The sequence below is a fragment of the Mycoplasma testudineum genome (assembly GCF_002245785.1).
In the GTDB taxonomy this organism is placed as follows: domain Bacteria; phylum Bacillota_I; class Bacilli_A; order Mycoplasmatales; family Metamycoplasmataceae; genus Mycoplasmopsis_B; species Mycoplasmopsis_B testudinea.
Genome location: NZ_NNCE01000002.1, coordinates 1 through 24,259 on the forward strand (window position 1 = coordinate 1; position 24,259 = coordinate 24,259).

Sequence of the window (24,259 nt, forward strand, 5' to 3'; positions counted from 1 at the left end):
CAACTTGTGAATTAAGAATACTTGATAAATAAGAATTAAGCTTATAAACTTCCTTACCATGTTTAATTTTAATATGGTTAAATAAGTTATTTTCATTAATCTTTCTTGATTTTTTATGGAAAATATTCACGGAAAATGCTAATTTTTTCAAAATTAAAAACTGCTTCAATATAAAACGGCCCTAACCGTAGCTCAAATATACTTAGATCGAGTAATTTTTATAGGCTCTTTGCTTTTTAACCGAAATGTAGTTAAACTCGAGTACTTTCATAGGTATTTAAATTTACCGTGGCAATCATTTTAGAAACAAACGTCAAAATTTTTTATTTTCAGCAGCAACTTCACAGTTTGAAGCTCGATGCTTTTTGTTTTCTCTAATATCATTTTCCATACAAACACAAATGTAATAGAGAAAATGAAACTGCCGCATAAAAAGAAAGAAGTAAAAGCTAACCATTTCCATTTAGAGGAAACTAAAATTGTTTTAACTACCATTATTCTTACGAACATTCACAAATTTGTAAAAAATAGAATAATTCATATACTAAGAGCTATAAATGAGGACATTAAAAATATTTCCTCATCTAATGCTGTGCTTTCAAATGAGTAAGTATTATCGGGAACTGTAATTATTTTCATGAAATAGGGAATCATTATTGATAAAAAATAAATTGATAAAGCTGATATTACAAAATTGAAAATTGACAAAATAACAGCCCCTTTAAATCAACCGAAATAGTTGCTGTTCTTGATCGTGTTGGTCAAACTCATATGCAAAATTATAGTAGATAAAAAATAATTTAGGATTTTAAATTTACCTTTTTATATTAAAATATTCTTATTGTTTAGTGCTAAAAAAGCTATGTAATTACAAAATTTATTTGATTCAATTTCAAAGGTAATTTATTTGAAAAATAGAAATAAACGATTAACTAAACTATTAAAACAAAATATATTATAAATTTGAAAATAAACAAATTTCCCCATTGAAAAATGAAGTGCAACACTTAAGTAAAAAGGTTGCACTTCATTTTTCAATGGGGGTTTTTGGTCACTTCTCATTTCAGCTAAGTCCCGTTATTTATATTCTGCTCCCATAAAAGTTTTATTTATATTAAAGAACTTAATTAATAAAAAACCAATAGTTATAATTTACAAACTATTGGATAAATAATTAATGATTTGCTGCAAATTATTTTGTCAAATCTAAAATTTTGCTAAATGATTTTTTAATTCCTTGTGTTAATGCTTTGCCACGAGTATATGTTGAAGCATTGTAGTTAAGAAAATCAAATCCTCTGGGATTATCTTTGCCTAGGAATTCGACTTCATCTTTATCGTAATCTATCATTTCCTTTTCAACAACTTTTGCATCGTAATTATTAAAATAAACTTTGTTTAAACGTCTGCTATGATTTTTATTTATTTTATCTACTTTACCAATTGACATACCTAAAACAGGAACAACAGTTTCTGGTAAATTAAATTCCTCTTGGATTAATTCAGGTATTTGAAAGAATCTCATTCCACCTAAATATACAGTTTCATATCCTAAATTACGAGCCGCAATTGAAGCGTTTGTTGCTTGGATATATGCATCACCGTATCCTTGTAAAAAATCTTCTAATGTATCATATTCAACTTCTTTATTAGTTAATTTTCCTGATATAGTTGCACGATTTTGATCGATACAAAATATAGCTAAAAGTGCTGAGTCAGCAATATGAGCTTGACTAGGCAATTCATTTTTAGAAAAAATTTTCTTCTTTAGATCCTGATCTGTAATGAATATAGTACTTGCACTATGTCTACCCATACTTGTTGCACTACTGTTGATTGCAAAAGCAATATAATCCATATCTTCTTTAGAAATAGATTGATTTTTTCTCATAATTCGCTGAGAATGGCGATTTTCAAAAATGTTTTTTAATTCCATATTTTCATAATAAACTAAAACAAAAATTAAAAACAGAATTGACTTTAAAATAAATTAATTTTCCACAAAGCCACTTATTACAACATTAAGTTATGTTTTTTAGATCAAACACAACCATTTATTTAATAAATTTAATAAGATTAATTTGAATTTAAAACAGACAACATTTGTTAATTATGCAATTTCTAAAACAATTATATACATTTAAATTTAAAGCTGCATTTAGGGAATTTTTTATGGAAAATTTCCACAATTTCATAAGCCTAAAGACTTACTTTAAGTTGTTCAAATAGTGCTCTTGTTAAAATATTAGGGTAAGACTACTTACAAAAGAAAGGTTATTATGAATTTTTTAAAAAATAATTCAGTTAGCCGGAAATTTCAAGAATTATATAGAAGATTAGGAACCAAGGCATTAGTTGCTTTATTCATTCTTGCTGCTGTAGATGTATTTGTAATTGCAGCACCTTATTATATTAAATTGATTTTCCCTAACGTACACACGATTTTGCACGTAACAGAAAGTGAATTTACAAGATTTATTTCAGCTATTGGTTATGTGACATTGATTACGATGCTTCCGGGCGGTTGATTAGCAGATAAAATTAGCAGTAAAAAATTAACTGCTCTTGCTTCATTTACAACCGGATTATTAACAATCTGATGAGCAACATTAATTTTAACTGCGCCAGATCCAATTCAACAAGCAAATGGACAATTAGCTAGTTCAACAGGTGTATTAACTCAATACTTTTTAATATACATCGGTTGAGGTGTAAGTTCAACTCTGATTTTCTGAACACCGCTTTGAAAACTTGTTAGTCAGCAAGCTAAAAAAGAAGACCAAGGTCTATCATATGGTATCCAAGGAACATTTAACGGAATTGTTGGTGTAACTATAATATTTATTGCTGGTATTATTTTCCAAACAATTGCTCAAAATGTTGGCTGAACGCCTTCATATGCAGTTTATGCTTATTGAGTAGCTGCTTTTCTAATACTAACAACATTTGCAATACTAAAACGAGTTCCAGAATACTCAACTAAAGAAAAATTTGCACTAGATCTTAAAAACTTATGAGAAGTTTTAAAATCTCCAAGAATTTGATTAGATGCTTTCTTTGTCATGGGAATGTACATGTTCCAATCAGTTTTTGCTTATTATCTACTTCAATACATCAAAAATGTAATTCCAAGTGCCGTTTCAGTACCAGCGATTGTATTAACGGTAGTAGGTGGATTTAGAACATATGCGTTTAGATTTTTTATCGCTACTCCTACCGGAAGATTAGCTGATAAAGCCAAAAGTTATATTAAAACTCTAACTATTACACTTGGTTTAGGATTCATTGTTGCTATAGCATTCTTAGCATTTCCTGGAACTGGAAGATTTGAGAATTTAAGTACAACATACCAATATGTTGTTATGTACGTTCTGATATTCTTATATCTTCTAGCAGGAGCATTATCATGAGTAATGGTTACTTTACGATTTGCAACAATTGGTGAATTACCAGTACCAAAAAAATCATATGCTTCAACAACAGCACTAATTTCATTTGTAGCTTTTAGCCCTGATGCATGATTTTACTCAATGAGTGCTGAAGTTGGTCAGTACTATACACCAAGTGGTAGTTCAAATACTAGTCAACAAGGTTACAACGTTATAATCTTAATAGCAATTTCAATAGCTATTGTAGGTTGATTCTGTGGATTAGCATTATATTTCTGAAACAAATGAGAACTTAAAAAACTTGGTAAAACAGACTTTAGATGGAGACAACTAGAAAATGTCTAGAAAAGTATTATTACTTGGACATCGAGGTTATTCTGCACAATCACCTGAAAATACTCAATTGTCTTTTGATGCAGCGCACCTATTTGGTTTTGATGGAGTTGAACTAGATGTTCATTTATCTAAAGATAATGAACTTGTTATAATTCACGATGAAACAACTGGTAGAACAGGTGGTAAAAATTATGAAGTTAGAAAAACTAACTTAAATGATTTATCTAGAGTAGATTTATCTAATTTCTGAAAATACAAACTTCCTGCTCAAAAAATTATGACTTTACAAGAGTTTTTAGATAGATACATTGATAAATTTAAAATGATAAATATAGAAATTAAAACAGATGTTTATCATTATCCAAATATCGAAAAAATTATTAATGATACAATTTCTAAATATGATGATAAGCAAATTTCTAAACTTGTATTTAGTTCTTTTAATTTCAGTTCATTAGAAATTTTGCACAATATAAATCCAAAATTAAAATTGGCATTTTTATGGTGAACCAAATCACAGTTTAATAAAATTGATCCTTCTAAATTTAAATTTATAAATTATTTTAATCCGTGAATAGATATTTATTATAAAGATCAAAAAAAGTATGATTCTTACAATAAAAAATATTTATTCTGAACATTGAAATCTGAAAATAAATATAGAGAATTGGAAAAAAATAAACTTACAGAAGCTTTAATTTCAAACTATTTATTTTAAGTAAATTTAGATCATAAAACACATGTTAAAAAAAGTAGTATCTAAAATGAGCACTACCTTTTTTAAATTCCGTTTAACTTATAATTCTCTAGCAATTCTAATCAATGTATCTAAAAATGTTTCGGCATTTAACTGTTTATTTTTTTGAGCATTTGTTAAATAATTAACCATTGTATTTGTAATGCTTGATAGAGCAGTATTAGAATTTATAGATACTAAATGAGAGATATTACTCATACTATTATTTTTGCTTAAATCTTCAATTGTTCTTTGAACAGAGTTAATACTGTATCAAGTTTCTTCATCAATAGGGTTAGTAAAACCTAAGCGATCATCAAAACTTGTTTCTGATTCATTTATTGATTTGGTTTTTAAAAATGAATTACCATTTTCAATTGTTGATAATTCTTTTTTAAAAAAATCAACAGTCTCATCACTTATGGCTTCTTTAGTACCAATTACATATCCGGAATTTTTCATTAAATAATTTGTTACTTTAATACTTTGATTATTTTCGTCAATTAGATTACCTGTAAAAAGTCATTCTAAAAATTTTATTGTTCCTTTATTTTCAATTTCATTAGCGTGAATTGCTAAAAGTGAAGAACCATCAGGAACAAAACCGCCCTGAGTATCAGTTTCTTCAATTTTAAATAATTGATTTTTTCAATAAACCTCATCTCTTTTTAATCAAGCATCTATATTTGCTCTTCCATCAGAATTAAAATCTTTTAAAGAAGCTGAAGAAAAAACAGAATGTGAATATTCAACATTTGGTCCGTAAGAAAAAGCCATTAAATTATCTCTTATTAATCAAGGAGTAGCGTCTCCTCTTTCCCCGGTTTGAGTTATTCTGAATGCTGCCTCTTTGTTTGCATCTTCATAACTTCATTCACCAATAATAGTGTTGAACGCTTGCTTTATTTTTTCTTGATTACTTTTAGCGATGTCGCTGTTACCAATGAAATTAAATACCGTTCTACCAGTGTTATCTATTTTTCATAAGTAGTCATTATTAGAATAATTATTTAATTTCAACATAACTTTTGAAAATAATATTCAAGCATAATCTATGCCACCAATATTAGGTAACTTTTTGCCCTGCAAAGGAGTTAATGAATTTCTAACTCTGTTAGCAAAGTCTGTTGAATTTTTAAATGAATCAAACGTAGAATCATTTATTGTAAGGTCAAGAAAAGTTGTAGAATCAACTATGCCATTTGAACTTCCTCAGTCATAATTGTCATTTGCTGGTTTAAAATCTGAACTATCTGGATTTTCAAGTAAATTTTGGTTAACTTCAGCAACCTTTTTATAGATATTTGAATTAGTGTCAATTGTTGCCCCATTTTTTTTGATTTCCCTAAAAATGTGCGCCATAGCATCTAAATTAAACACCATATTGTCACTATTAATTAGCGAATAAGGAATATTATAAATTTTAGAATTGTCTAAATTAATACCAGGTAAATCATTTTCATAATGATACATTGTGTCGGTAAAAATTTCTTTTGTAATCTTAGAATTTGTTAAATCAAGCAGCATTCCATTAGCAAATAAAGGTTGTGTAAGTGATTTATTTGCCATTACTAAGTTGGGAATGTTATTAACATCTTTTGCTCTAATTGAGTTTGTGATTTTTGTTATTAATTCAGCTTCTGTTGTTACATTTAAATTATTTCTTGAATTCAAAACTACCGGAATAAAACCATCAATGTTTTTTTGCTGTTCGTTGTAAAAATCAACTACTTTTTTTAATGCTTTAAACATTGGAAAAAATTCTTGTTGAGCAGTTTGTAATACAATTTTCCCGTCATTAACTGTATCAAACTTTGCTGTGGATGGATTATTTGAAGAACAACTTATCGCCATTGCTGCTGTGCTAATTGCAGCAAAAGGTAGTGCAAATTGCTTAAATATGTTTTTTATTTTCATTGATACATTATAATAGATATACTGATGACACACATGATAAAAATCGGACGGTCAAGCTTTAAAAAATAACTATAAAGGGGAATTAAATGAATTATTTAATACCAAATTTTATAAATGAAAAAGTTTATTCAGGCACTAAAGTTGAATACACAATGCAAAAAATTAAAAGAGACAAAATAGATTTATATAGCTTGAATATTGCCAAAGACTGAAGCGTTGATATTGGCTTTGGAGGCTACTTAGAAAAAAGAGAATTTTATTTCAATGACAACCAATCAACAAGTTTTATTCATGCAGGTGTTGACGTATTTTTTGATAATAATTTAGATATTTTAGCCCCTTTTAATGCAAGGGTATTATCTTTTAAATCCTTAATTCCTAATAACGAAATGTCAGGGAGAGGTTCTGGCGGAGTACTTTCAATGGGAATAGAAAGAAGTGAATTAAGAAAATATTTTTCTGAAGAAAAAATTAATGAATTGATCAATGATAAAAATTTTATGGTTTTAATTTTTATACATTTGAAAACAGATTCTTTTGAATTATTAAATATTAATCATCTTCAAAAAGAACTAGTAACAGAGCAATCAACATTACATTATTCCGATCATGATTTTAAAAATAAACCTCTATTTGTTAAAAAAAATCAAGTAATTGCAAAATTAGCTTCCAAAAGGGAAAATGGTGGTTGAAGTCCGCATTTACACATCGAAGCTTATGCAACAAACGAACTTAGCTTTAGTACATCTTTTGAGTCTGCACTTAATCATAATATTTTATTACATTCAGCAGGAACAATTGATGCTGATAAACAAAATATAGTTGATTTTAAAAATTTATATCACTCAGTTAATCCTATCAAAATTTTTGACTTAAACAACACTATCGGTAAATATGAATTAACGATAGATCCTTACGGGAAGGAAAATGATGAGGGATAATATAATTGAAGTTAATAATCTAAATGTCGACATTGACAATTCTAGAATATTGCACGATATAAATTTTTCAATAAAAAGAGGGGAATTTATATCAATATTAGGTGCTTCTGGAGCAGGTAAAAGTACATTGCTTAATTCTATTGCTGGTTTTATAAAAGTAAAAAAAGATTCCATAAAATTTAATCAAGCTTTTAATATTGGTTTTGTATTTCAGAATTATTCGCTTTATGATAATCTTACAGTTTATGACAATATTTCTGTATCAATTAATAGTTCTAAATCATGACTGATTGACTGATATTTATCAAAAACAGAATATCTTCTTAATAAATATGAAATATGTAAAAACCAAAAAATCAATGACAATTTTGTAAGGAAATTTATCAAAAAAATTTTAAAAAGAAATGTGAAAAGTTATACATTTTGAAGCAAATTTTCTGAACTTAAAAACGAAAGACAAAGTTTAAATTACAACGAATCTTTTCGAAAAAAAATTTTACTTTCTGAGAGCAAAATTCTTTTTAAAAGATTGATTAAGAAAACTGAAATTTCTGAAAAATTTAACATTAAAATAGACATTAAAAAGCAAGTAGTTGAAATTGCAAAAATTCTTGAAATCGATAAATTAATTTCTAAAAAACCAACCGACTTATCAGGTGGGCAAAAACAAAGAGTTGCAATTGCAAAAGCAATAGCTAAAAAGCCAGATGTTCTAATATTAGATGAGCCTTTTTCATCATTAGATGTAAAGATAAAACAAGCAACACGTACATGATTAAAACACATATTGAAAAAACTAAAAATAACTACTGTATTTGTAACTCACGATCAAGATGATGCAATGTGATTAAGCGATAGAATATTGTTTTTGGAAGCAGGCTATGTTCTTCAATTAGATGACCCTGAGCATTTATTTGAAAAACCTAAATATTTATCGCTAGCAAAATTTATTGGTTTTCCAGAAATTAATTATTTAAAAAGTGACAATAAATATCATTACTATGTACGAGGAAATTACATAGATTTAATAAAGAATAAAAATAGTAAATATTTTGTTAAGTCAATCAATAGCACCGGCAATTATTTTGAAGTTGAATTAAGCAACAATAAAAATGAATTGCGTGTAATATCAACTAAAAATTTTACATATAATGAGTTAGTTGAACCAAAAATCAATACTGCAAAAATTCTTAAATTTGATATAAGTGATGGTCATCTTGTTGAATAAGATTTTAGTTAAATTTAGAATATCATTTTCAAAAAATTGAAACCCTTTTTTATTTCTGATTCCGGCACTTATCATTGTGATAATTTTCATCATCTTGCCATGATTTTTTTCTTTACTAGAAAGCATAACAATTTCCAATCCTCTAAATGTTACACAAACATCTATAGGCATTGATCATTTTAATGCAGTAGCAAATAGTGAACTTTTTTTAAGTTCATTTAAAAGTTCCAATATTTTGTTTTTTATAGTTGTTCCTATTGCAATGATCATTTCAACTGCAATCGCTTTTTTAATAAATTCATTTACTAAAAGAATTGTCAGAAATTTTATTGTAACTACTTTTTTTAGTCAATTTTTTATTTCTATTTATGCAATAGGAATTTCTTTTATTTTTCTTTTTAATGTAGATAAAAATGTTTTAAACAATATTTTAGGTACTGATGTTAAATGGTTAAATGATTCAGTCGGAAATACATCTATATATGCTTTATCTATTTTCTTAATTTGGAGACTTGTTTCATTCAATGTTGTATTTATATATTTTGCATTACAAAAAATAGAACCAATGCAATTTAAGATTGCTTCATTAGATAATATTTCATTTATTAAAAAAATCCAAATTATATACATTCCAAATTTAAGCAAAGTGATGAAAACATTAGTTTATTTAAATCTTTTAGAGGCTATATTTTTGTTTCCTCTTACTCTTTTTAGTGGAATTTCTCCACTTGAAGATGTGAATATTAATAATGCTTCAACAATTGCAAATTATATTTATTTTATGATTAGGATCCAAGAATTTGGACAAGCAGGAGCTGCAACTCTAATTTCAATTTCTTATATAGTCGGATTATTTTTGCTTTATTTTTTTACAACTTATTCAATTCATAAATTGCACAAATTTTATAAATTTAAAAAATATGAAAGGGTATTTAATGCTTAAAAATATTTTTAAAAAAATAAAGTTGAATGTTAAAAGAAACTACCACGAATATATAAGTCTTAATTGGAAACAACACATAAATTTAATTTTAAAAATATTAATAATTCTATTTATTATCATTGTAATTTTATTTCCCTTATATTACCTAATATCGTTTTCGTTTTTAACTGATTCACAATCTCTAGAAAGAGGTTCTGTTTTTGTTACAAATAATTTTAATTTTTCAAATTATGGCCGAGCCTTTGGCGAAGGATTCTGAATTGCTTTAGGATACAGTCTTGCTCTAACTTTTATCATTGTTGCTTTTCGAATGTTAATTTTAATACCAGCTGCATACGGTATATCAAGAATGAGCAAATATTGACGACTAGTATGATATTCATTTTTTCTGATTATGGCATCTATCCCAGAAATTACTTTGCATTTAGGCTACTATCGCTTAGCTGTTAATTTTGGTTGAAGTAGTGGCTCTAACATTTTAAATGCTTTAATTTTTCCAAATATGTTTTCAATTTTTATAACTATGATGTTTGTTCAAGGATTTGAATCTATACCAGAACAAAAAATTAAAATGGCTAAAATTGATAATTTATCATTATGAAAAAAAATTAAAATAGTGTATTTACCACATCTAAATGCACCGATATGAATTAGTATTATTTTCTCTACAATTTATAGTTGAAATAGTTTTATTTGACCAATGATAATTTTGTCAAATACAGAAATAAATTTACTGAGTGTATGATTTAAAGACATCGGGAAAATTTCAACAGGTGGTAATTTACAAAATATAACTTCAGCCGGTGCTGTGCTTTCTATTTTGCCATTACTCTTGACTTACATAATTTTTAGTAAAAAAATCAATAAAGTTACCTCGAACTTTATTGCCTAATTTTTAAAATAAAATTTAATTAACTAACTAAATTAATTCATCGTAAGGGATTCAGAATTCTACTTTTTCTACATCTACTACTTCAGGGTTTCTAAAAGAGACTCCATAAGCAGAACCGGTATTAGAAACAACATATAAATTTAGTTCATCATTTTTAGTTAAAAGATGTTGAATTCTAAAAGATTTTGATATTTGTTTTGCCTTAATTATTTTCATGCTAACCTCGCTTAATTTATAAATACTATGTTAATTATATTGAATCTTTAATTCATAATGAAATTATAATTTAGTCTTAAATTAAACAAGCAAACTCGACCTAGATTTATATCGCAAAAATTATAGCTCTTGTAGTATGCTATAATTTTTTAATCTATTAAGATTTTAATAAAGGAGACATATGCAATCTAAAAAAGATTTATTTTCTAAAATAGCCAAAATAAGTTATTTTAAAACAAATGATAATGCAGTTAAAATGATCGAACAAGAGTGAGAAAATATAGAATTAACTTTCAAAACTATCATGAACAAACATAGTGAAGAAGATCCTTATTTTAGATTGGTTACAACAAGTGTGAATTTTGATGATATACGTGAAGACAATGTTGATAATAGTGAAAATTTAACTCATGATCAATTAAAAAATAACGCATATGATTGAGAATCAGGATATTTTGTACTTCCTAAAGGAGATAGTGATGAAGAATAATTTTTTAGTAAAACATGATTTTGACAAAACACTTGATCAACTTAAAAATGATAAAAATAATATTGTCGCTCTTTTATGTGAAAATGAAATTGTTTATGATTCAAACCAAAAGCCATTGAATGGACTTTTATATACGTTAAAAGATTTATTCGCAACGAAAAAATTTTATACCCAAGGTTCAAGCAAAACTTTAGATAAATTTATGCCATTTTATGATTCAGAAGTTTACAAATTGTTAAATGAAAATGGAGCCAAAATGGTTGCCAAAGTACATAATGATGAATTTGGTTTAGGTGGTAGCGGTGAATATTCTGCTTACGGAATGATTAAACATCCGTTAGATACATCAAGAATAATTGGCGGTTCTTCTTCTGGTTCAGTTGCTTCAATGTATTATGACATTAATTTTTCAATAGGTAGTGATACTGGAGATAGCGTTAGAAATCCCGCTGGATTTAATGGTTTTGTTGGTTTCAAACCAACATATGGAGCAATAAGTAGATACGGACTATTTTCCTATGCTTCATCAATGGATACAGTTGCATATTTTACTCATTGCGTTAAGGATGCGCATACTCTTTCAAAAGTTCTTTATAAAAAAGACCACAAAGACATGACAAGCGTAGAAATAAATCTTAGTGAATTAAAATCTATAAAACCCAATAAAGTTGCCTTAATGTCCAATGATGAATATTTATCCAAAGAAGTTAAAGATGCGTATCAAAAGTTAGCAACTAAATTGCAAAAAGAAAATATTGATGTCGAATTTGTCGAAATAGATAGAGAAGTATTAAATGATATTAAATACGTCTATGATGTAGTTTCATATAGTGAAGCTGTGTCAAACCTATCCAATCTAAAAGGCTTGCAATTTGGAAATATACAAAAAGCAAAAGATTGAGAACAAATAGTTTTGAAATATCGAAGTACATTATTTGGTGACATGGTACAAAGAAGGCTAACGCTTGGTAACTTTTTTTTAGATGCAAATTTCATTAAAGAAATGTTTCATGGAGCACAAAAAATAAGAAAAAAAGTAGTTGATTATTTTAGAAAAATTCACAATTTATATGATTTATTTATTTATCCTGCCGCCCCAGATGTTGCTCCAAAAATTTTAAATAGTGACAAACCAAATTATAGTAATTGAATTTTAACAAATTCTAATTTAACGGGCAATCCTTCTATTGTTATTCCTTGAATTGAAAAAAACAATTTGCCAATTGGTTTAGCAATCGATGCAAAATATGCAAATGACCAAGAATTATTAAATCACAGTTATTTTATTGAGAGTTTATTGGGAGTTAAAGATGAATAATTTTGAAACTATAATTGGAATTGAAATCCATCTTGAACTAAATACGAAAACAAAAATGTTTTCACCAGCTGCAAATGATACAAGTGCATTGCCTAATTCAAACGTCCATCCAATAGATATTGGTTATCCCGGGACATTGCCAAGAGTAAATAAAGAAGCAATTATTAAGGCTATTCAATTAGCAAAAGCATTAGAAATGGAAATTGATCCTGAAGTTAGATTTGATCGAAAAAACTATTTTTATCCTGATTTACCAAAAGGTTATCAAATCACTCAGCAATTTTTCCCAATTGGTAAAAACGGTAAAATTGAAATTGATGTAAACGGAAATAAAAAAACAATTTCTATTCAAAGAATACACATGGAAGAAGATACAGCTAAACAATCTATAAATGGTAATAAAATTTATTATGATTTTAATCGTTCAGGTGTACCGTTAATAGAAATTGTAACAGATCCAGTTATTAAATCAGCTGATGAAGCAATTGCTTATGTAGAAGCAATTAGAAAATATGCTTTGGCTCTAAATATTAGTAATGCTGTTATGGCTGAAGGTAATTTGAGAGTAGATGTTAATATATCAATAAGACCTTATGGATATGAAGAATATGGAACTAGAGTTGAAATTAAAAACATGAATAGTTTTAGTAACATTAAAAAAGCAATTGAAGCAGAAATTAAACATCAAGTTGCTGCATATATTTCAGGTCAGGAAGTTCACTTAGTAACTAAAAGATTTGACGAATCTACAAATGATGTTATTACTATGAGAGCTAAAACGGTTGAAATAGATTATAGATATTTTAGAGAACCAAATATACCTACAATTATTTTAAAAAATGATTTTATTGAAAGCATTAAAATCAACGAATTGCCGCATACAAAAGTTTCTAGATATAAGTCATATGGTCTAAATGAAATTCAATATAGTTTGTTAGTTAATGATTTAAAATTAGCTGATTATTTTGATTCAATCAAAGTAGATGATTTAGATAAATCTAAATTAGCAAATTTATTTTTTTCTGAAATTGTTTCACTAGCAAATAAAAATAATATTCACCCTGTTGATTTAAAAATTAATCCAAATGTTTTAGCACAGATTATGCAAAAACTTAACCAAGAAGAAATATCTAATAAACATGTCAAATTTATTATTCCTCAATTATTTGAAACCAATTTGGAACTTGAAGAAATAATTGAAAAAAATAATTACAAATTAATAACTGATAAAGAATTTATCAAAAATGAACTAAGTTTAATTTTAAAAGAAAATGAACAAGTACTAAAAGATCTAGAAACTAGACCAGAACGTGTTTTCAAAACAATTATGGGACAATTGATGAAAAAAACTAATGCTCAAGTTAGCCCTAAAATTTCTAATGAAATCTTAGAATCACTTTTAAATAAAGAAAATTAAAAATATGAAAAATCCATTTTCAAAAAAGAAGAATAAAAAAATATATAGTGGCTGAAGTGGGTATGAATCAAAACCAATAAAAAAAGATAATTTTTTAAAATCAAAATTTAGACAAAGTTGAGTTCAAAAAAAAGCTATAACAACAATTAATGAAGGATTTAAAATCAAGGAATTAATTGTTAAATTTTTAATTAACATTTCTTTAACAATTATTGTTTCTGGTGACAAAATTAAAAATAGAACTAAAAGAATTGAACTAGTTGAAAGAATCTATGAGCGTTTAGGTGCAAGAGATTTTAGTTTTATTCCTGTAGCAACAGCATTTTATTTATTCGTCTCCTTTATACCCATTATTTTTTTTGCTTCGATGATTGTTAGTAGTGTTCCGCAATTTAGCGAAATATTATCAACTGATGTATTTGATAGAATCATACCTGGACTAAGTTTTACTGTAGAAAGCATTTTTTTAGCTACTTCAAAAGCATCAGAAGGAACCCCATTAAATGTTTTAATTTACTCATCCTTTTTTAACAATACTGGTGCTGCAGTCGGGATTGTAATTTTAATGGTTTCACTAGTTTGGTTTTCGTCAACTGGATATTCAAAATTAATATATTCAATGTCGTATATTTACGAACACAAAAATTATGGTAACGGGCTTGTAAATAGATTAAAATCAATTTTTATTATGACAATAATCACTTTATACCTTTCGATATTTTTATTAGGTTTCAGCGCTTTTGTTAATGAAATAAAAACTAATGTAACTGGCTCTAATTATGAGTTTTTATATTATTTAAATTTTGTTGTTATATCTACATTCTTTTACTATTTTGGACTAGTTTTGCTTTTAAAATTTACACCGAAATTTAAACTTACATTTGGACAAGTTCAACCTGGTGTATTGATTTCATTAATACCTTTAGTTATACTTACATCTATTTTTTCATTGATTGTAAGTTTAAGTTCTTTGAACAGTTTAGGATTTATATCTTCCATATTTTTCATTACTTCTTTTGTACTTTTATTTTCATATTTTTTATATGCAGGTATTATTGCAAATGAAGCATATTATAAAACTTTCCATTCGTTAAGGACGGTAAGTAAATATATTCAAAAAAGATAAAAAAATATAATGTCGTTTAATCTGGTATTATATTTTTTTATCAAATGCTATAATGAATTAATGAAAAAATTATTAGTTCTAAATATGTCACATAATAAAAAAAATATGAGTTTAATAGATGTAGCAATTGATGATTTTTTAAACAATTACACATATACAAATCCAAGTGCAATTTTAGAGCAAAAAAATATTTCAGATATTTCTTTTTTCAATGTCACAAATAATAGACAAACAAATTTAGATTTTTTTAATAATGACGAAACGGACAAATGAATTTCTCTTTTACATGAATTTCAAAACATAATTATTGGATTAGAATTTTCGAATTTAAATCCAAATCATCTTTTCCAAAATTTTATTTATAGATTAACAATTGAAAATAAAACATTCGTTAGAACTACTGATCCAAAAACAAACCTTAAAGTGGTTACCGGTGCATTTATAGGTAAAAAAATATTATTAATTATACACGCTGATCAAATTAACGAAATAAGCCACAACGACCACATTATTAAAAAAGTGCGCAGTCCACTTGAATTACTTGGTTTCGATATAAAAGTGATAATTATTGAAGATTTATTAAGAGCTAATAATCCTGAAATGATAAGCAAAATTTTAGCTCCATATGACAATAAAATTGCTACGGAAGCAATTGAATTTTAATTTCTTGTTTTGGCAATTAGTGAATAAATTAACATTTCAAAAATAGTTAAAAAAACAAAAAAAGTAAAAAACAGACCAATTCCAATGAAGACTGTAATAACTACAGTATTTTCGTTGAAAAAAAATAAAGTAAGATTAGACGAAGCTCAAATTCCAATAAAGAAATTCAATACATAATAAAGTCAATGTAGTCTTGTTACAAATTCTTTAGTTCTTTTGATCATTTTTAACATTTCCTTATTGTACACAACATAGTGAATACGGAAAATAAAAAATGCGAATTTAATCGCATTTATGTAAATTATTATTTTGCTAATCTTGTAATTTCTGCAAGAATATCTTCACCAGATTTTTGTTCTCTAGTATCTGATGATTTAGTACTGTTAAGTAAAGCATTGCTAATAAAATTTGTTATTGAAGCTGATCTTTGATCTTGTTGTACTGATGCAGAATATGTTACTTTACCATCTACAAAACTTAGTAAAGAATCTAAACCTATTAAACCAGTTTTATAAGTGTTGCGTCTTGCACTTTTAATTGCTCAAGTTGCTTTTTCTTCATCACTTAAATTAGATTTAGCTTCTAAAATTCCAACTTCAGTTTCTAGTGTACTTAAAGTTTGAGCAATTTTATTTCTCATTTCAGAATTCACCATTTTTTTAGTTGGAACAACATAACCAGATAATTCAAAAATTGCTTCTGGTGTTGAAATTTCTACAATTTTAGAATCTATTGTTAATTTAACAGTTCCATTGTACAATCAATCAAGAAAGGCTAAAGTTCCTTTATCTTCTTTTCCGCCTTCATCAATTGAAATAGGAATTAGGCTTGAACCACCTTCATGGTATGAAGTTGCATTTATATTTGAAGCAGATTTATTTACTTGTGGATTTCAGCTTACATCTGAATATTTAACTCATTTTGAAGCTGCTGCAGCTTTTGATTCATCAGTTCTACCACCAAAGAAGTTTCTAGATAAAGCTGAATCAACTGATTGATTTACTCCAACAGCTGCTGCATATGCAAATGCAGTATTGTATGTTCTAATATCTCAAGATGCTCATGTTCCAGGCGCAACACCTGAACTATTAGTTTCGTATTTAACACCGTAGTATTGCTTTTTAGTCTCACCTACTGATGTAACAGTATTTGAATTCATATACGTATTTCATAAACTTTTGAATTCGCTTTGTAAATCTTGATTTGTTAGAAAATCATAATTAATAATTGATCTATCAACATTATTACCACTTGCATCGGTTGCATTAGTTGTATTTAATGATCAAAGGAACTTTCCAGACAATCTGTTAGTCAAATCTTTTAATAAAGTGTTAAATTGATAGTCAATTCCAAAAATATGAATATCTGTGGCATTTGCATCTACTGAATCACTTTCAATCATGGTATTTTCGTGGACTTTTTTTGCAAATTCCATTGCACCAGCAATCGATTCAAAAGTTTGGGCATTAACAGTGTAATTTGCAAATGCAGTTGAGTTTTTAGCTTTTAATACTGAAAATAAACTTGTTACAGGAATACTTGAACCAGATGTTGAAGCATTCATTGCATCTTTATAAAGTTTCATTGTTTCATCAACAGTTCCGCCATTTTCTTTAATTAAAGTAAACAATTTTCACATAATGTCTAAGTTAAATACTAACGCATCAATATCTGTAACATCAAAAGGTATGTTAAATAGTTTAGAAGCATCTAAGCTTTGTCCAGGCAATTTATTATGCTCATTCACAATTTTTTGACTAAATAAATTCGCATTAATTGTGCTATTTGTTAAATCCAATAATTTACCATATTGATTTACTAAATAAGCAGCTGTTTGATTAGCTAGAATCAAATTAGCTGTTGCATTACTATTTGAAGCAATATTTTTAACTGTGTTAGTTGCTAATTCAGTTTCAGAACCAGTTTTTGTAATGTCTTGACCTTGCAGTTCAACTTGAACAAAGTTTTCTTTGTCTTTTTGCTGTTCATTGTAAATTGGAACCAATGCACTAAGTGCTATTTGAAGCGGAAATACACCACTTTGTGCAGTTTGGAACACAATTTTATTGTCTTTTGCTGCATTTGTAGTTGGATATGTTGCAGTTTGCTCACCTATACCTTGATTACAAGCGATTGCCGCCACACTTACTAATGAAGCACTACCTAAAATAATTGCAGCAATTTTAATTTTTTTCAATTTCATTTTTCTCCTTTTATACCTAATATTAACACTTTTTGTAAAAATTGCAAAAAAAACTACGTTTTTGCAATTTTTTTGCAATTTTACCGATTTTTTAGTCAAACTCATTTCCTAAAATGTTCTTAAATTTATCAATTTAAATCTTACAACAATTAAAACTAATTTCAATATCTATGTTCATAGGCTTTATAATAAAAATAATACAATTGTAAGTAAATAAGATTTACAAAATGTTTGATTAAGAAGGGTTAAATGCACAAAGAAGTTGAAATTCCAAAATATACAATTAAAGAAAATGGACAAATTTGAACAATAGATTTTGAAACCAATAGAAATTTTTACGATTCATTAATAAAATTATTAAAAAATCAGATTGAAACAATAGAGAAATTGAAGGGAAGAGATCCTCAAAGAGAACTAATTGATAGAGTTGTTGGTCAATTTTGAAATAAAATTGAAGCTGAGTTTATAAATAAAAAATTCATTTTAATAAGAAATGATTTGGAATTTTTCGAATTATTAGATGATAAATTTATTTTCCAACTCAAATTATTTTTTTTCAAAAAACCTAATTTAGAACTAGTAAAAAAATATGAACCTATTTATGATTTCACATACTTATCTGATTTTAAAATTTCAAAAAATTTAGAACAAAGAAACACTTTAATAGTTGGTCAAGAATTAGAAGAAATTGAAATACCTAAAGCGCCAAATTACATTGATAAAATTGGAAGAATATGTAAAGTAAAATTAACATTCATTTCTAAAAATCAAAAATCAAGTGAGCAAATAGTTGAAAAATTTATTGTTGGCTTGGGTTTGGTTGCTAATGACGAATATAAGATAATGAAAAAAGCTAAAGTGGGTGATAGTTTTGATTTTAAAATGCGTCAAATACATTATGGTTGAAACGAAAATGACAATTTATTCAATCCAGATGCTCTAATTAAATTGGAAATTTTAGAAATTACAAATAAATACTGAAGATCTAATGTAAAAGATCTTTGACAAGAAGAATCAATTAAAAAAATCTATAAGTCAAAAGAGAGTTTGGAACTTTTGATTACAAAATTATCTAGATTTGAATTAATGATTTTCAAAAATTACTCATATGTTTTTGAATTTGTTAAATGAATGATGGAATCTGATATTTTCAAAATTGATAAACATGTTGAAAGTGAAATGAAGTTAAAATACGTTGGAGTATTTGACCAAATACAAAAAGATAAAAATCTACACGATAAATTAAAACCAGAACTACAAAATATAAACAGTTTAGAAACATTTATTGAAAAGTCATTTGAAGTTGAAGTAAATCCATTAAAAATATCATCATTTATTGATGATACTATCGAAGATAACAATGAGCACAAAGAACTTTATGAAACAGTTGCAAAAAATTTAATTGTCTATTTAAAATATCATAAAGAAATAATGGGTGATGAACAAATTCTTATTAGTACATATATGAATTTTATAACACTTATTAAATTAGCACAACTTCAAAACCCAGCAATAATTCCAAATATAAAATCTCAAATGAAAGAACAAATTACTACAGGAAATTTCAGTTAACTGAGTAATTTTTTTATCTATATTTTTTTAAATATAGCTATTTTTTTATAATAATATTCTTTTGCTATTGCAAAAGGAGAAGCGATGTATTATTTAAAAATCGGAAATATTGATAATAAATCACTCAAAAACACATTTATTGAAATTAAAAGCTTTTTAGCTAAACATAATATAAATTATTTTAAAGATGTTGTAATTGAAGAGGATTTACTAATTTATAAAGGCAATAACCATAGATATATTATTAAAATTGCTAGAGACATATTTCAAATTAGTAGTAAAAATTTAGGTTCTAATTTAATAATTTCTAAACACAAGAATATTGACAAATTAGATTTAGAGCACAACAAAGTTATATTTTTATTTAATGATTTGGAATTCAAAAAATCAATTGCTGAAGTACTTGATATAGTTAAAAATTTTAAGGAAATAGATAAGGCAATTTATGTTGATTTTATATACTTTGATGAATTCGAGATTTCAAAAGAAATAAAATTGAAAACTGAAAATGGAGAATTGAATATGCAAGTATTTAAAGAACCATTAACCAAGACTGAATTCACTGTCGTATGAAAAGGAATTTTAGAAGGTACTATTAATTTAAGAATTCATCATAAATGTGAAACTAGCGAAATTTTTGACTCAATACATTGCGATTGTAAAATTCAGTTGAATAATTTCAAGGATGTTATTTTTGAAAATGGCGGAATGATTATTTATTCACACGAAGAAGGCAGAGGATTGGGTATGTTGCAAAAAATAAATGCTTATTATGAAACGATAAATAATGGTTTAGATACTGTAGATGCCATGCTTACAATTACTGATAGAGATGAATTAAGATTATTTGATTTAGCCGGGAAAATAGTTGAATACTATGGAATTAAAAGTGTTAACATGTGAACTAACAATCCTAGAAAAATAATACCATTAGTTGATAGAGGCATTGCAGTTAATCGAATGAGATCACTTTATCAAGAAGCTAATTCTAAAGAACAAGCATCATATTTAGAAACTAAAAAAGAAAGAATGGGACACAAAATATAGTTTGAATTTAGATAACAAATAAAATTTTGTTATCATGTTAATTTTTATTAAATATCAATCAAATTATATTTTTATTTGAACTCTCAAGTTTTATTGAAATAAATCAAATTGAGGTTTAAAAATATGTGTGATAATTTTAAAAAAAACCTACACATTGATTCAAATCAAATTTGTAGGTTTTTAAAATATTTTTATTTACTAAATTCTAAATTTTAATAGTTATATTTTTTTAATTTTTATGAGTTATTATTTTTTGTCACAAAAAATTTATTGTATATTTTTTTTCTACCGTTAAGGGCTTTTAAATATTTTTTTTCTGAATATTTAGGTCATGTCATTTTAATGTTTCACAATTTAGGTGCATCTAAAAAATGTAATTGTATTGTAGAGAAAACATATATAAATGAGAACATTAATAAACTAATTATAAACCACCGATATTTAGAAGTTAATAATTCGCTATAAACCATTCATATTATGTTATTTATAATTATATTTATCAATATTGTTATTGAATTAATTCAAAGAAGCATGTATATAAACTTATATTTTTTGGTATAGTTTTGAAAAATAAAAGTTGTAATAGATAAAAATTGAATTATGACTTCAAAAAAAATTAATATTTTAATAATTTTAACTGAACTATCTCCAAAATAAATTAACAATACACCTATTGTTAAAAAGGCTACAAAAAGAGTTGTTTTAAATGCTAATAAAATAATAAATATTTTCTTTTTAAGCATATGTATTTCTTAATACATAAATATTTTCGTTAATTTGACTTCTAGCATTTCTTATTTGAGGCACCAATCAACTTAGTCACATTCAGGAATCTAATTTGCTACGAGCATCAATTAATTTATCAATAGTTTTATTTTTTTCGTTATTAAAGTGTGGCGAAAATATTTGAACAGAATTAAGGATTGTTACAAGACCAACTAAAGTTCATGCAATTATTTCCAAAAAAACACCTAATCATGCAAAAAATACTGATGCTTGTGCAATACGAGCTGCAACAAATAAAATAGTAGAAATGATTCCTAAACTATAATTAATTTTTTCTAAATTTCTTTTTGACTCATATAGAGCACTGCTATAACTTTTATTTAATTCAACTTTATTGTTTTTCAAAATTGAAAGCATATCTTGTGCGTACTTAATGTTAGGATTAAAATTCACATATTCTGAAAATTCCCTCTTAAGTTTTGAAAAATTTTCTTCATCTATGTTAAAAACACCCATTTCTTGTTTGAAAAAATCGACATTTATGTTAGAAAAATATTCCATCATTATCAAATAATTTTCTAAAAAAAATATTTTTTCTTCAATGTTTTTTCCTGATTCTTCCAATAATATTCGTTCTTGTCGATATTTTTCTTCTTTATCTGAGACAAATAACGTTTTAGAATTATTTTTTTCAGAAATGCTTTCTTTTTTAGAAAAAAATTTAACTGTTTTTTGTCTTGCGATCTCCGCATCATTGTTTTTTGTAAAGCTAAATTTAGCTGATACAACACTCAATGGTGCGGAAATTGATAGTATTGCTGCAGCGAAAATAGATAGTGCACTGCCAACAAAAATTAATTTTCTTTTAAACATAAATTCCTTTCCGCTCTTGATGTTACAAGAACAATTTTTATATTTATAGTTTTAAATGTTAGAGACGATCGAAAACAAAGTTATTTATTTTTAATATTTCAATGAATTTAAAAAAATTATAAATTTTATGATACTATGTTTAATTTTTACTAGTAACTATTATTAATTTTTTTATTTTTCTTTAAGGAAACCAAAAAAATTAATAGTCTTAGCTTGTCACAATTGAACCAATCCTTAACCTTGAACTAGTTAACGATATGTTTAAAAATTTCGTTAGCAAATATAAATTTTCTCTAAATGCATTTATGCATACCGGCCAAGGATTTCAATACAAACATGATGGTTTAAAGGAATTACTTAAAAGCAAACATAAATCAAAGTATGTCAATAAAGGGAAATTGCATTGATAACCCGTAATGAAAAATTTCTTTATGATACTTAAAGTAAATGTGTGGGTTGCAGATTTTTAAAAAACAAATATTAGTGAATTTATTAATAAAATTATGCGATTTATTTATTAATGTAATAATGAAAGTAAAAAGAAAAAATGGACTGATTAAGTCCAGTTAAATACCTGCAACAGTATCAAATAAATTAATACTATTTTTGGGCCGTTTGCCGAAAATTGTGAGACCAAATTTGCAATTTCACAATAATAAAATTATTAAATGTGATAATTGTCATCACTATTAAGTCGTATTAAAACCGATATCATAAATTATAGAATTCTTTACTCTTAAAAGATGAATAATTTATTATAAACTTTTTCAAAAAACTTGAAATTTTTTCTATATTTAATATAAATTGGCGTGTCACGTTTAAAATTATAATATTTGGCCAAATCAAAAATCAATAATTGTCACATATTAATTGTGTTTAAAAGAAGCATAATTAATGTGCCTATATCAAATCATCCAAGGTTTTCATTATTAATGATTTCTTTAAATTTAGGCCACATTAAGATAGAACAACAAACTTGAATGAGTATAAAAACTATTATTCTAATTATGCTAATATTTTTTGACAAAGAAAAATTTGTTGCTGCATTTTGAATATAAAAACAAAATTTGAAAATAGCAAACAAAACTGTAGCGATCAATATTATAACTCCGTGGATTCGAACTTTTTCGGTTACATGAATTAGAAAAACAATTCCAAACACAAAAGCAATTAAAAAACAAAGCGTGTTACAAATGCTTAAAAGATAAAAATATTTTCTTTTAAGCACTATATTCTACGCAATTGGTATATAGCTTCATTAATTTTATCTCTTGCTTCACGTAATTGAGGAATCATCCAGCTCATTCACATTCATGACTCTAATTTATTTCTAGCGTCAATCATTTTCCAAGTGTATCATATTTGTCTATATTCAAATGCGGAGAATATTTGCTAACCGATCCTAAAATAATAGATAATACTGCAAATTGTGATGATAATATCCCAAGCGGTATACTAAGTCAAGAAAAAAATGCTGTAAAAAGTGCAGCAATTGATGCAATACTAAGAATGCCTCCAATTATTCCCAAAAATAATAGGATAGTTTCCAAATTATCCTTAGATTCTCTTACTGCTCGTGAATAACTTTTATTTATTTCAATTTTATTTGCTGTAAGTGACAATATTAAATTTTTTGCATATTCAATATTTGGATTTTCATTTACATATTTAAGCAATTTCTCTTTAATTTGTTTGAATGCATTTTCATTAACTAATTTTAAATTTAGCTGAATTTTAAGCTCGTTAATATCTAATTTCGTAAATTTATCCATTAAATTTAAATATTGTTGCAAAAACAAAATTTTCTCATTAACTGTTGAACCAGTTGTATCAATTAACAATCTCTCGTTCTTATAATTGGATTCAGAATCTGAAGTTATTGTTTCAATATTTTTATCTATTAACGAGTTTTTTTGACTCGAAAAATAGTCAACAGTTTTTTGCCTTGCAATTTCAGCTTCAGGATTTTTAACACTATTTAATTTTGCTGAAACAACATTTAAAGGTGCAGATATCGAAAGTATTGTTGCAGCAAATATTGATAAAGCACTGCTAGCTAAAATTAATTGTCTTTTAAACATATTATCCCTTCCGTTCTTAATGTTATAAGAACAATTTTTTATTTATATCGTTAATTTTAAATAGAATGTAAAAGGATTGAAAAAACTTTTGAAAATTCAATTATATTTTTGAAATTTACAAATTTTGTGATAATAAACTTTTAAC

Annotated in this window: 20 protein-coding genes; 13 read left to right on the forward strand and 7 right to left on the reverse strand. The window is 26.1% G+C overall.

The window, feature by feature from the left end:
• Positions 1-1,192 precede the first annotated feature (1,192 nt).
• Complete coding sequence (locus tag CG473_RS00920; protein WP_094254435.1) at positions 1,193-1,936, reverse strand: nitroreductase family protein; 744 nt, start codon at positions 1,934-1,936, stop codon at positions 1,193-1,195.
• A gap of 343 nt (positions 1,937-2,279) precedes the next feature.
• On the opposite strand from CG473_RS00920, the gene CG473_RS00925 reads away from it, so the two are divergent.
• Both CG473_RS00925 and CG473_RS00930 read left to right on the forward strand, forming a co-directional pair.
• Positions 2,280-3,734 (forward strand): MFS transporter, encoded by a 1,455-nt coding sequence (locus CG473_RS00925; RefSeq protein ID WP_094254436.1) that lies wholly within the window; start codon positions 2,280-2,282, stop codon positions 3,732-3,734.
• Positions 3,727-4,443 (forward strand): glycerophosphodiester phosphodiesterase family protein, encoded by a 717-nt coding sequence (locus CG473_RS00930; RefSeq protein ID WP_094254437.1) that lies wholly within the window; start codon positions 3,727-3,729, stop codon positions 4,441-4,443. Before CG473_RS00925 ends, CG473_RS00930 begins: the two co-directional genes overlap by 8 nt.
• Before the next feature lie 78 nt (positions 4,444-4,521).
• Here CG473_RS00930 and CG473_RS00935 read toward each other — a convergent pair whose 3' ends face one another.
• Entirely contained in the window at positions 4,522-6,378 is a 1,857-nt protein-coding gene (locus CG473_RS00935; protein WP_094254438.1) for a P68 family surface lipoprotein, read from the reverse strand.
• Between the two features lie 86 nt (positions 6,379-6,464).
• On the opposite strand from CG473_RS00935, the gene CG473_RS00940 reads away from it, so the two are divergent.
• The 4 genes from CG473_RS00940 to CG473_RS00955 all read left to right on the forward strand — a co-directional run bounded on the left by CG473_RS00940 (position 6,465) and on the right by CG473_RS00955 (position 10,382).
• Positions 6,465-7,319, forward strand: coding sequence for a hypothetical protein (locus CG473_RS00940; protein ID WP_094254439.1), 855 nt, complete (start codon positions 6,465-6,467; stop codon positions 7,317-7,319).
• Positions 7,309-8,547: an ABC transporter ATP-binding protein gene (locus CG473_RS00945; protein ID WP_166623170.1), complete on the forward strand. Its 1,239-nt coding sequence runs from the start codon at positions 7,309-7,311 to the stop codon at positions 8,545-8,547. The genes CG473_RS00940 and CG473_RS00945 overlap by 11 nt, the downstream gene beginning before the upstream one ends.
• 94 nt (positions 8,548-8,641) lie before the next feature.
• The gene (locus CG473_RS00950) at positions 8,642-9,490 is read left to right on the forward strand and encodes a carbohydrate ABC transporter permease (RefSeq protein WP_133509962.1); all 849 of its coding nucleotides are present in this window, start codon (positions 8,642-8,644) and stop codon (positions 9,488-9,490) included.
• Positions 9,483-10,382, forward strand: coding sequence for a carbohydrate ABC transporter permease (locus CG473_RS00955; protein ID WP_094254442.1), 900 nt, complete (start codon positions 9,483-9,485; stop codon positions 10,380-10,382). The genes CG473_RS00950 and CG473_RS00955 overlap by 8 nt, the downstream gene beginning before the upstream one ends.
• A 27-nt stretch (positions 10,383-10,409) precedes the next feature.
• On the opposite strand, the gene CG473_RS00960 is transcribed toward CG473_RS00955, so the two are convergent.
• A complete protein-coding gene (locus CG473_RS00960; protein ID WP_094254443.1) occupies positions 10,410-10,598 on the reverse strand; it encodes a hypothetical protein in 189 nt (62 codons plus the stop codon).
• A 181-nt stretch (positions 10,599-10,779) separates the two neighbouring features.
• Between CG473_RS00960 and CG473_RS00965 the strand changes: the two genes are divergently transcribed.
• The 5 genes from CG473_RS00965 to CG473_RS00985 are packed head-to-tail and all read left to right on the forward strand — an operon-like array spanning position 10,780 to position 15,612.
• A complete protein-coding gene (locus tag CG473_RS00965; protein WP_094254444.1) occupies positions 10,780-11,088 on the forward strand; it encodes a hypothetical protein in 309 nt (102 codons plus the stop codon).
• Positions 11,078-12,406 carry an amidase family protein gene (locus CG473_RS00970; protein ID WP_094254445.1) on the forward strand — a complete coding sequence of 443 codons (1,329 nt, stop codon included), beginning with the start codon at positions 11,078-11,080 and terminating at the stop codon, positions 12,404-12,406. The genes CG473_RS00965 and CG473_RS00970 overlap by 11 nt, the downstream gene beginning before the upstream one ends.
• On the forward strand, positions 12,399-13,823 hold the full coding sequence (gene gatB, locus CG473_RS00975) for an Asp-tRNA(Asn)/Glu-tRNA(Gln) amidotransferase subunit GatB (RefSeq protein ID WP_094254446.1): 1,425 nt from the start codon (positions 12,399-12,401) through the stop codon (positions 13,821-13,823). The genes CG473_RS00970 and gatB overlap by 8 nt, the downstream gene beginning before the upstream one ends.
• Before the next feature lie 4 nt (positions 13,824-13,827).
• On the forward strand, positions 13,828-14,949 hold the full coding sequence (locus tag CG473_RS00980) for a YhjD/YihY/BrkB family envelope integrity protein (RefSeq protein ID WP_094254447.1): 1,122 nt from the start codon (positions 13,828-13,830) through the stop codon (positions 14,947-14,949).
• A 60-nt stretch (positions 14,950-15,009) separates the two neighbouring features.
• The gene (locus tag CG473_RS00985) at positions 15,010-15,612 is read left to right on the forward strand and encodes an NADPH-dependent FMN reductase family protein (protein ID WP_094254448.1); all 603 of its coding nucleotides are present in this window, start codon (positions 15,010-15,012) and stop codon (positions 15,610-15,612) included.
• Here CG473_RS00985 and CG473_RS00990 read toward each other — a convergent pair.
• Both CG473_RS00990 and CG473_RS00995 read right to left on the reverse strand, forming a co-directional pair.
• Positions 15,609-15,845, reverse strand: coding sequence for a hypothetical protein (locus CG473_RS00990; RefSeq protein ID WP_094254449.1), 237 nt, complete (start codon positions 15,843-15,845; stop codon positions 15,609-15,611). The genes CG473_RS00985 and CG473_RS00990 overlap by 4 nt on opposite strands.
• Positions 15,846-15,916: 71 nt before the next feature.
• Positions 15,917-17,815: a P68 family surface lipoprotein gene (locus tag CG473_RS00995; RefSeq protein WP_094254450.1), complete on the reverse strand. Its 1,899-nt coding sequence runs from the start codon at positions 17,813-17,815 to the stop codon at positions 15,917-15,919.
• A 249-nt stretch (positions 17,816-18,064) separates the two neighbouring features.
• On the opposite strand from CG473_RS00995, the gene CG473_RS01000 reads away from it, so the two are divergent.
• Together CG473_RS01000 and ribA are read left to right on the forward strand one after the other, a co-directional pair.
• Positions 18,065-19,387 (forward strand): hypothetical protein, encoded by a 1,323-nt coding sequence (locus CG473_RS01000; protein ID WP_094254451.1) that lies wholly within the window; start codon positions 18,065-18,067, stop codon positions 19,385-19,387.
• Between the two features lie 84 nt (positions 19,388-19,471).
• Entirely contained in the window at positions 19,472-20,434 is a 963-nt protein-coding gene (gene ribA, locus CG473_RS01005) for a GTP cyclohydrolase II RibA (RefSeq protein ID WP_094254452.1), read from the forward strand.
• A 735-nt stretch (positions 20,435-21,169) separates the two neighbouring features.
• On the opposite strand, the gene CG473_RS01015 is transcribed toward ribA, so the two are convergent.
• Together CG473_RS01015 and CG473_RS01025 are read right to left on the reverse strand one after the other, a co-directional pair.
• On the reverse strand, positions 21,170-22,033 hold the full coding sequence (locus CG473_RS01015) for a hypothetical protein (RefSeq protein WP_094254454.1): 864 nt from the start codon (positions 22,031-22,033) through the stop codon (positions 21,170-21,172).
• Between the two features lie 1,319 nt (positions 22,034-23,352).
• Positions 23,353-24,114 (reverse strand): hypothetical protein, encoded by a 762-nt coding sequence (locus CG473_RS01025; protein WP_094254456.1) that lies wholly within the window; start codon positions 24,112-24,114, stop codon positions 23,353-23,355.
• Between the last annotated feature and the right edge of the window lie 145 nt (positions 24,115-24,259).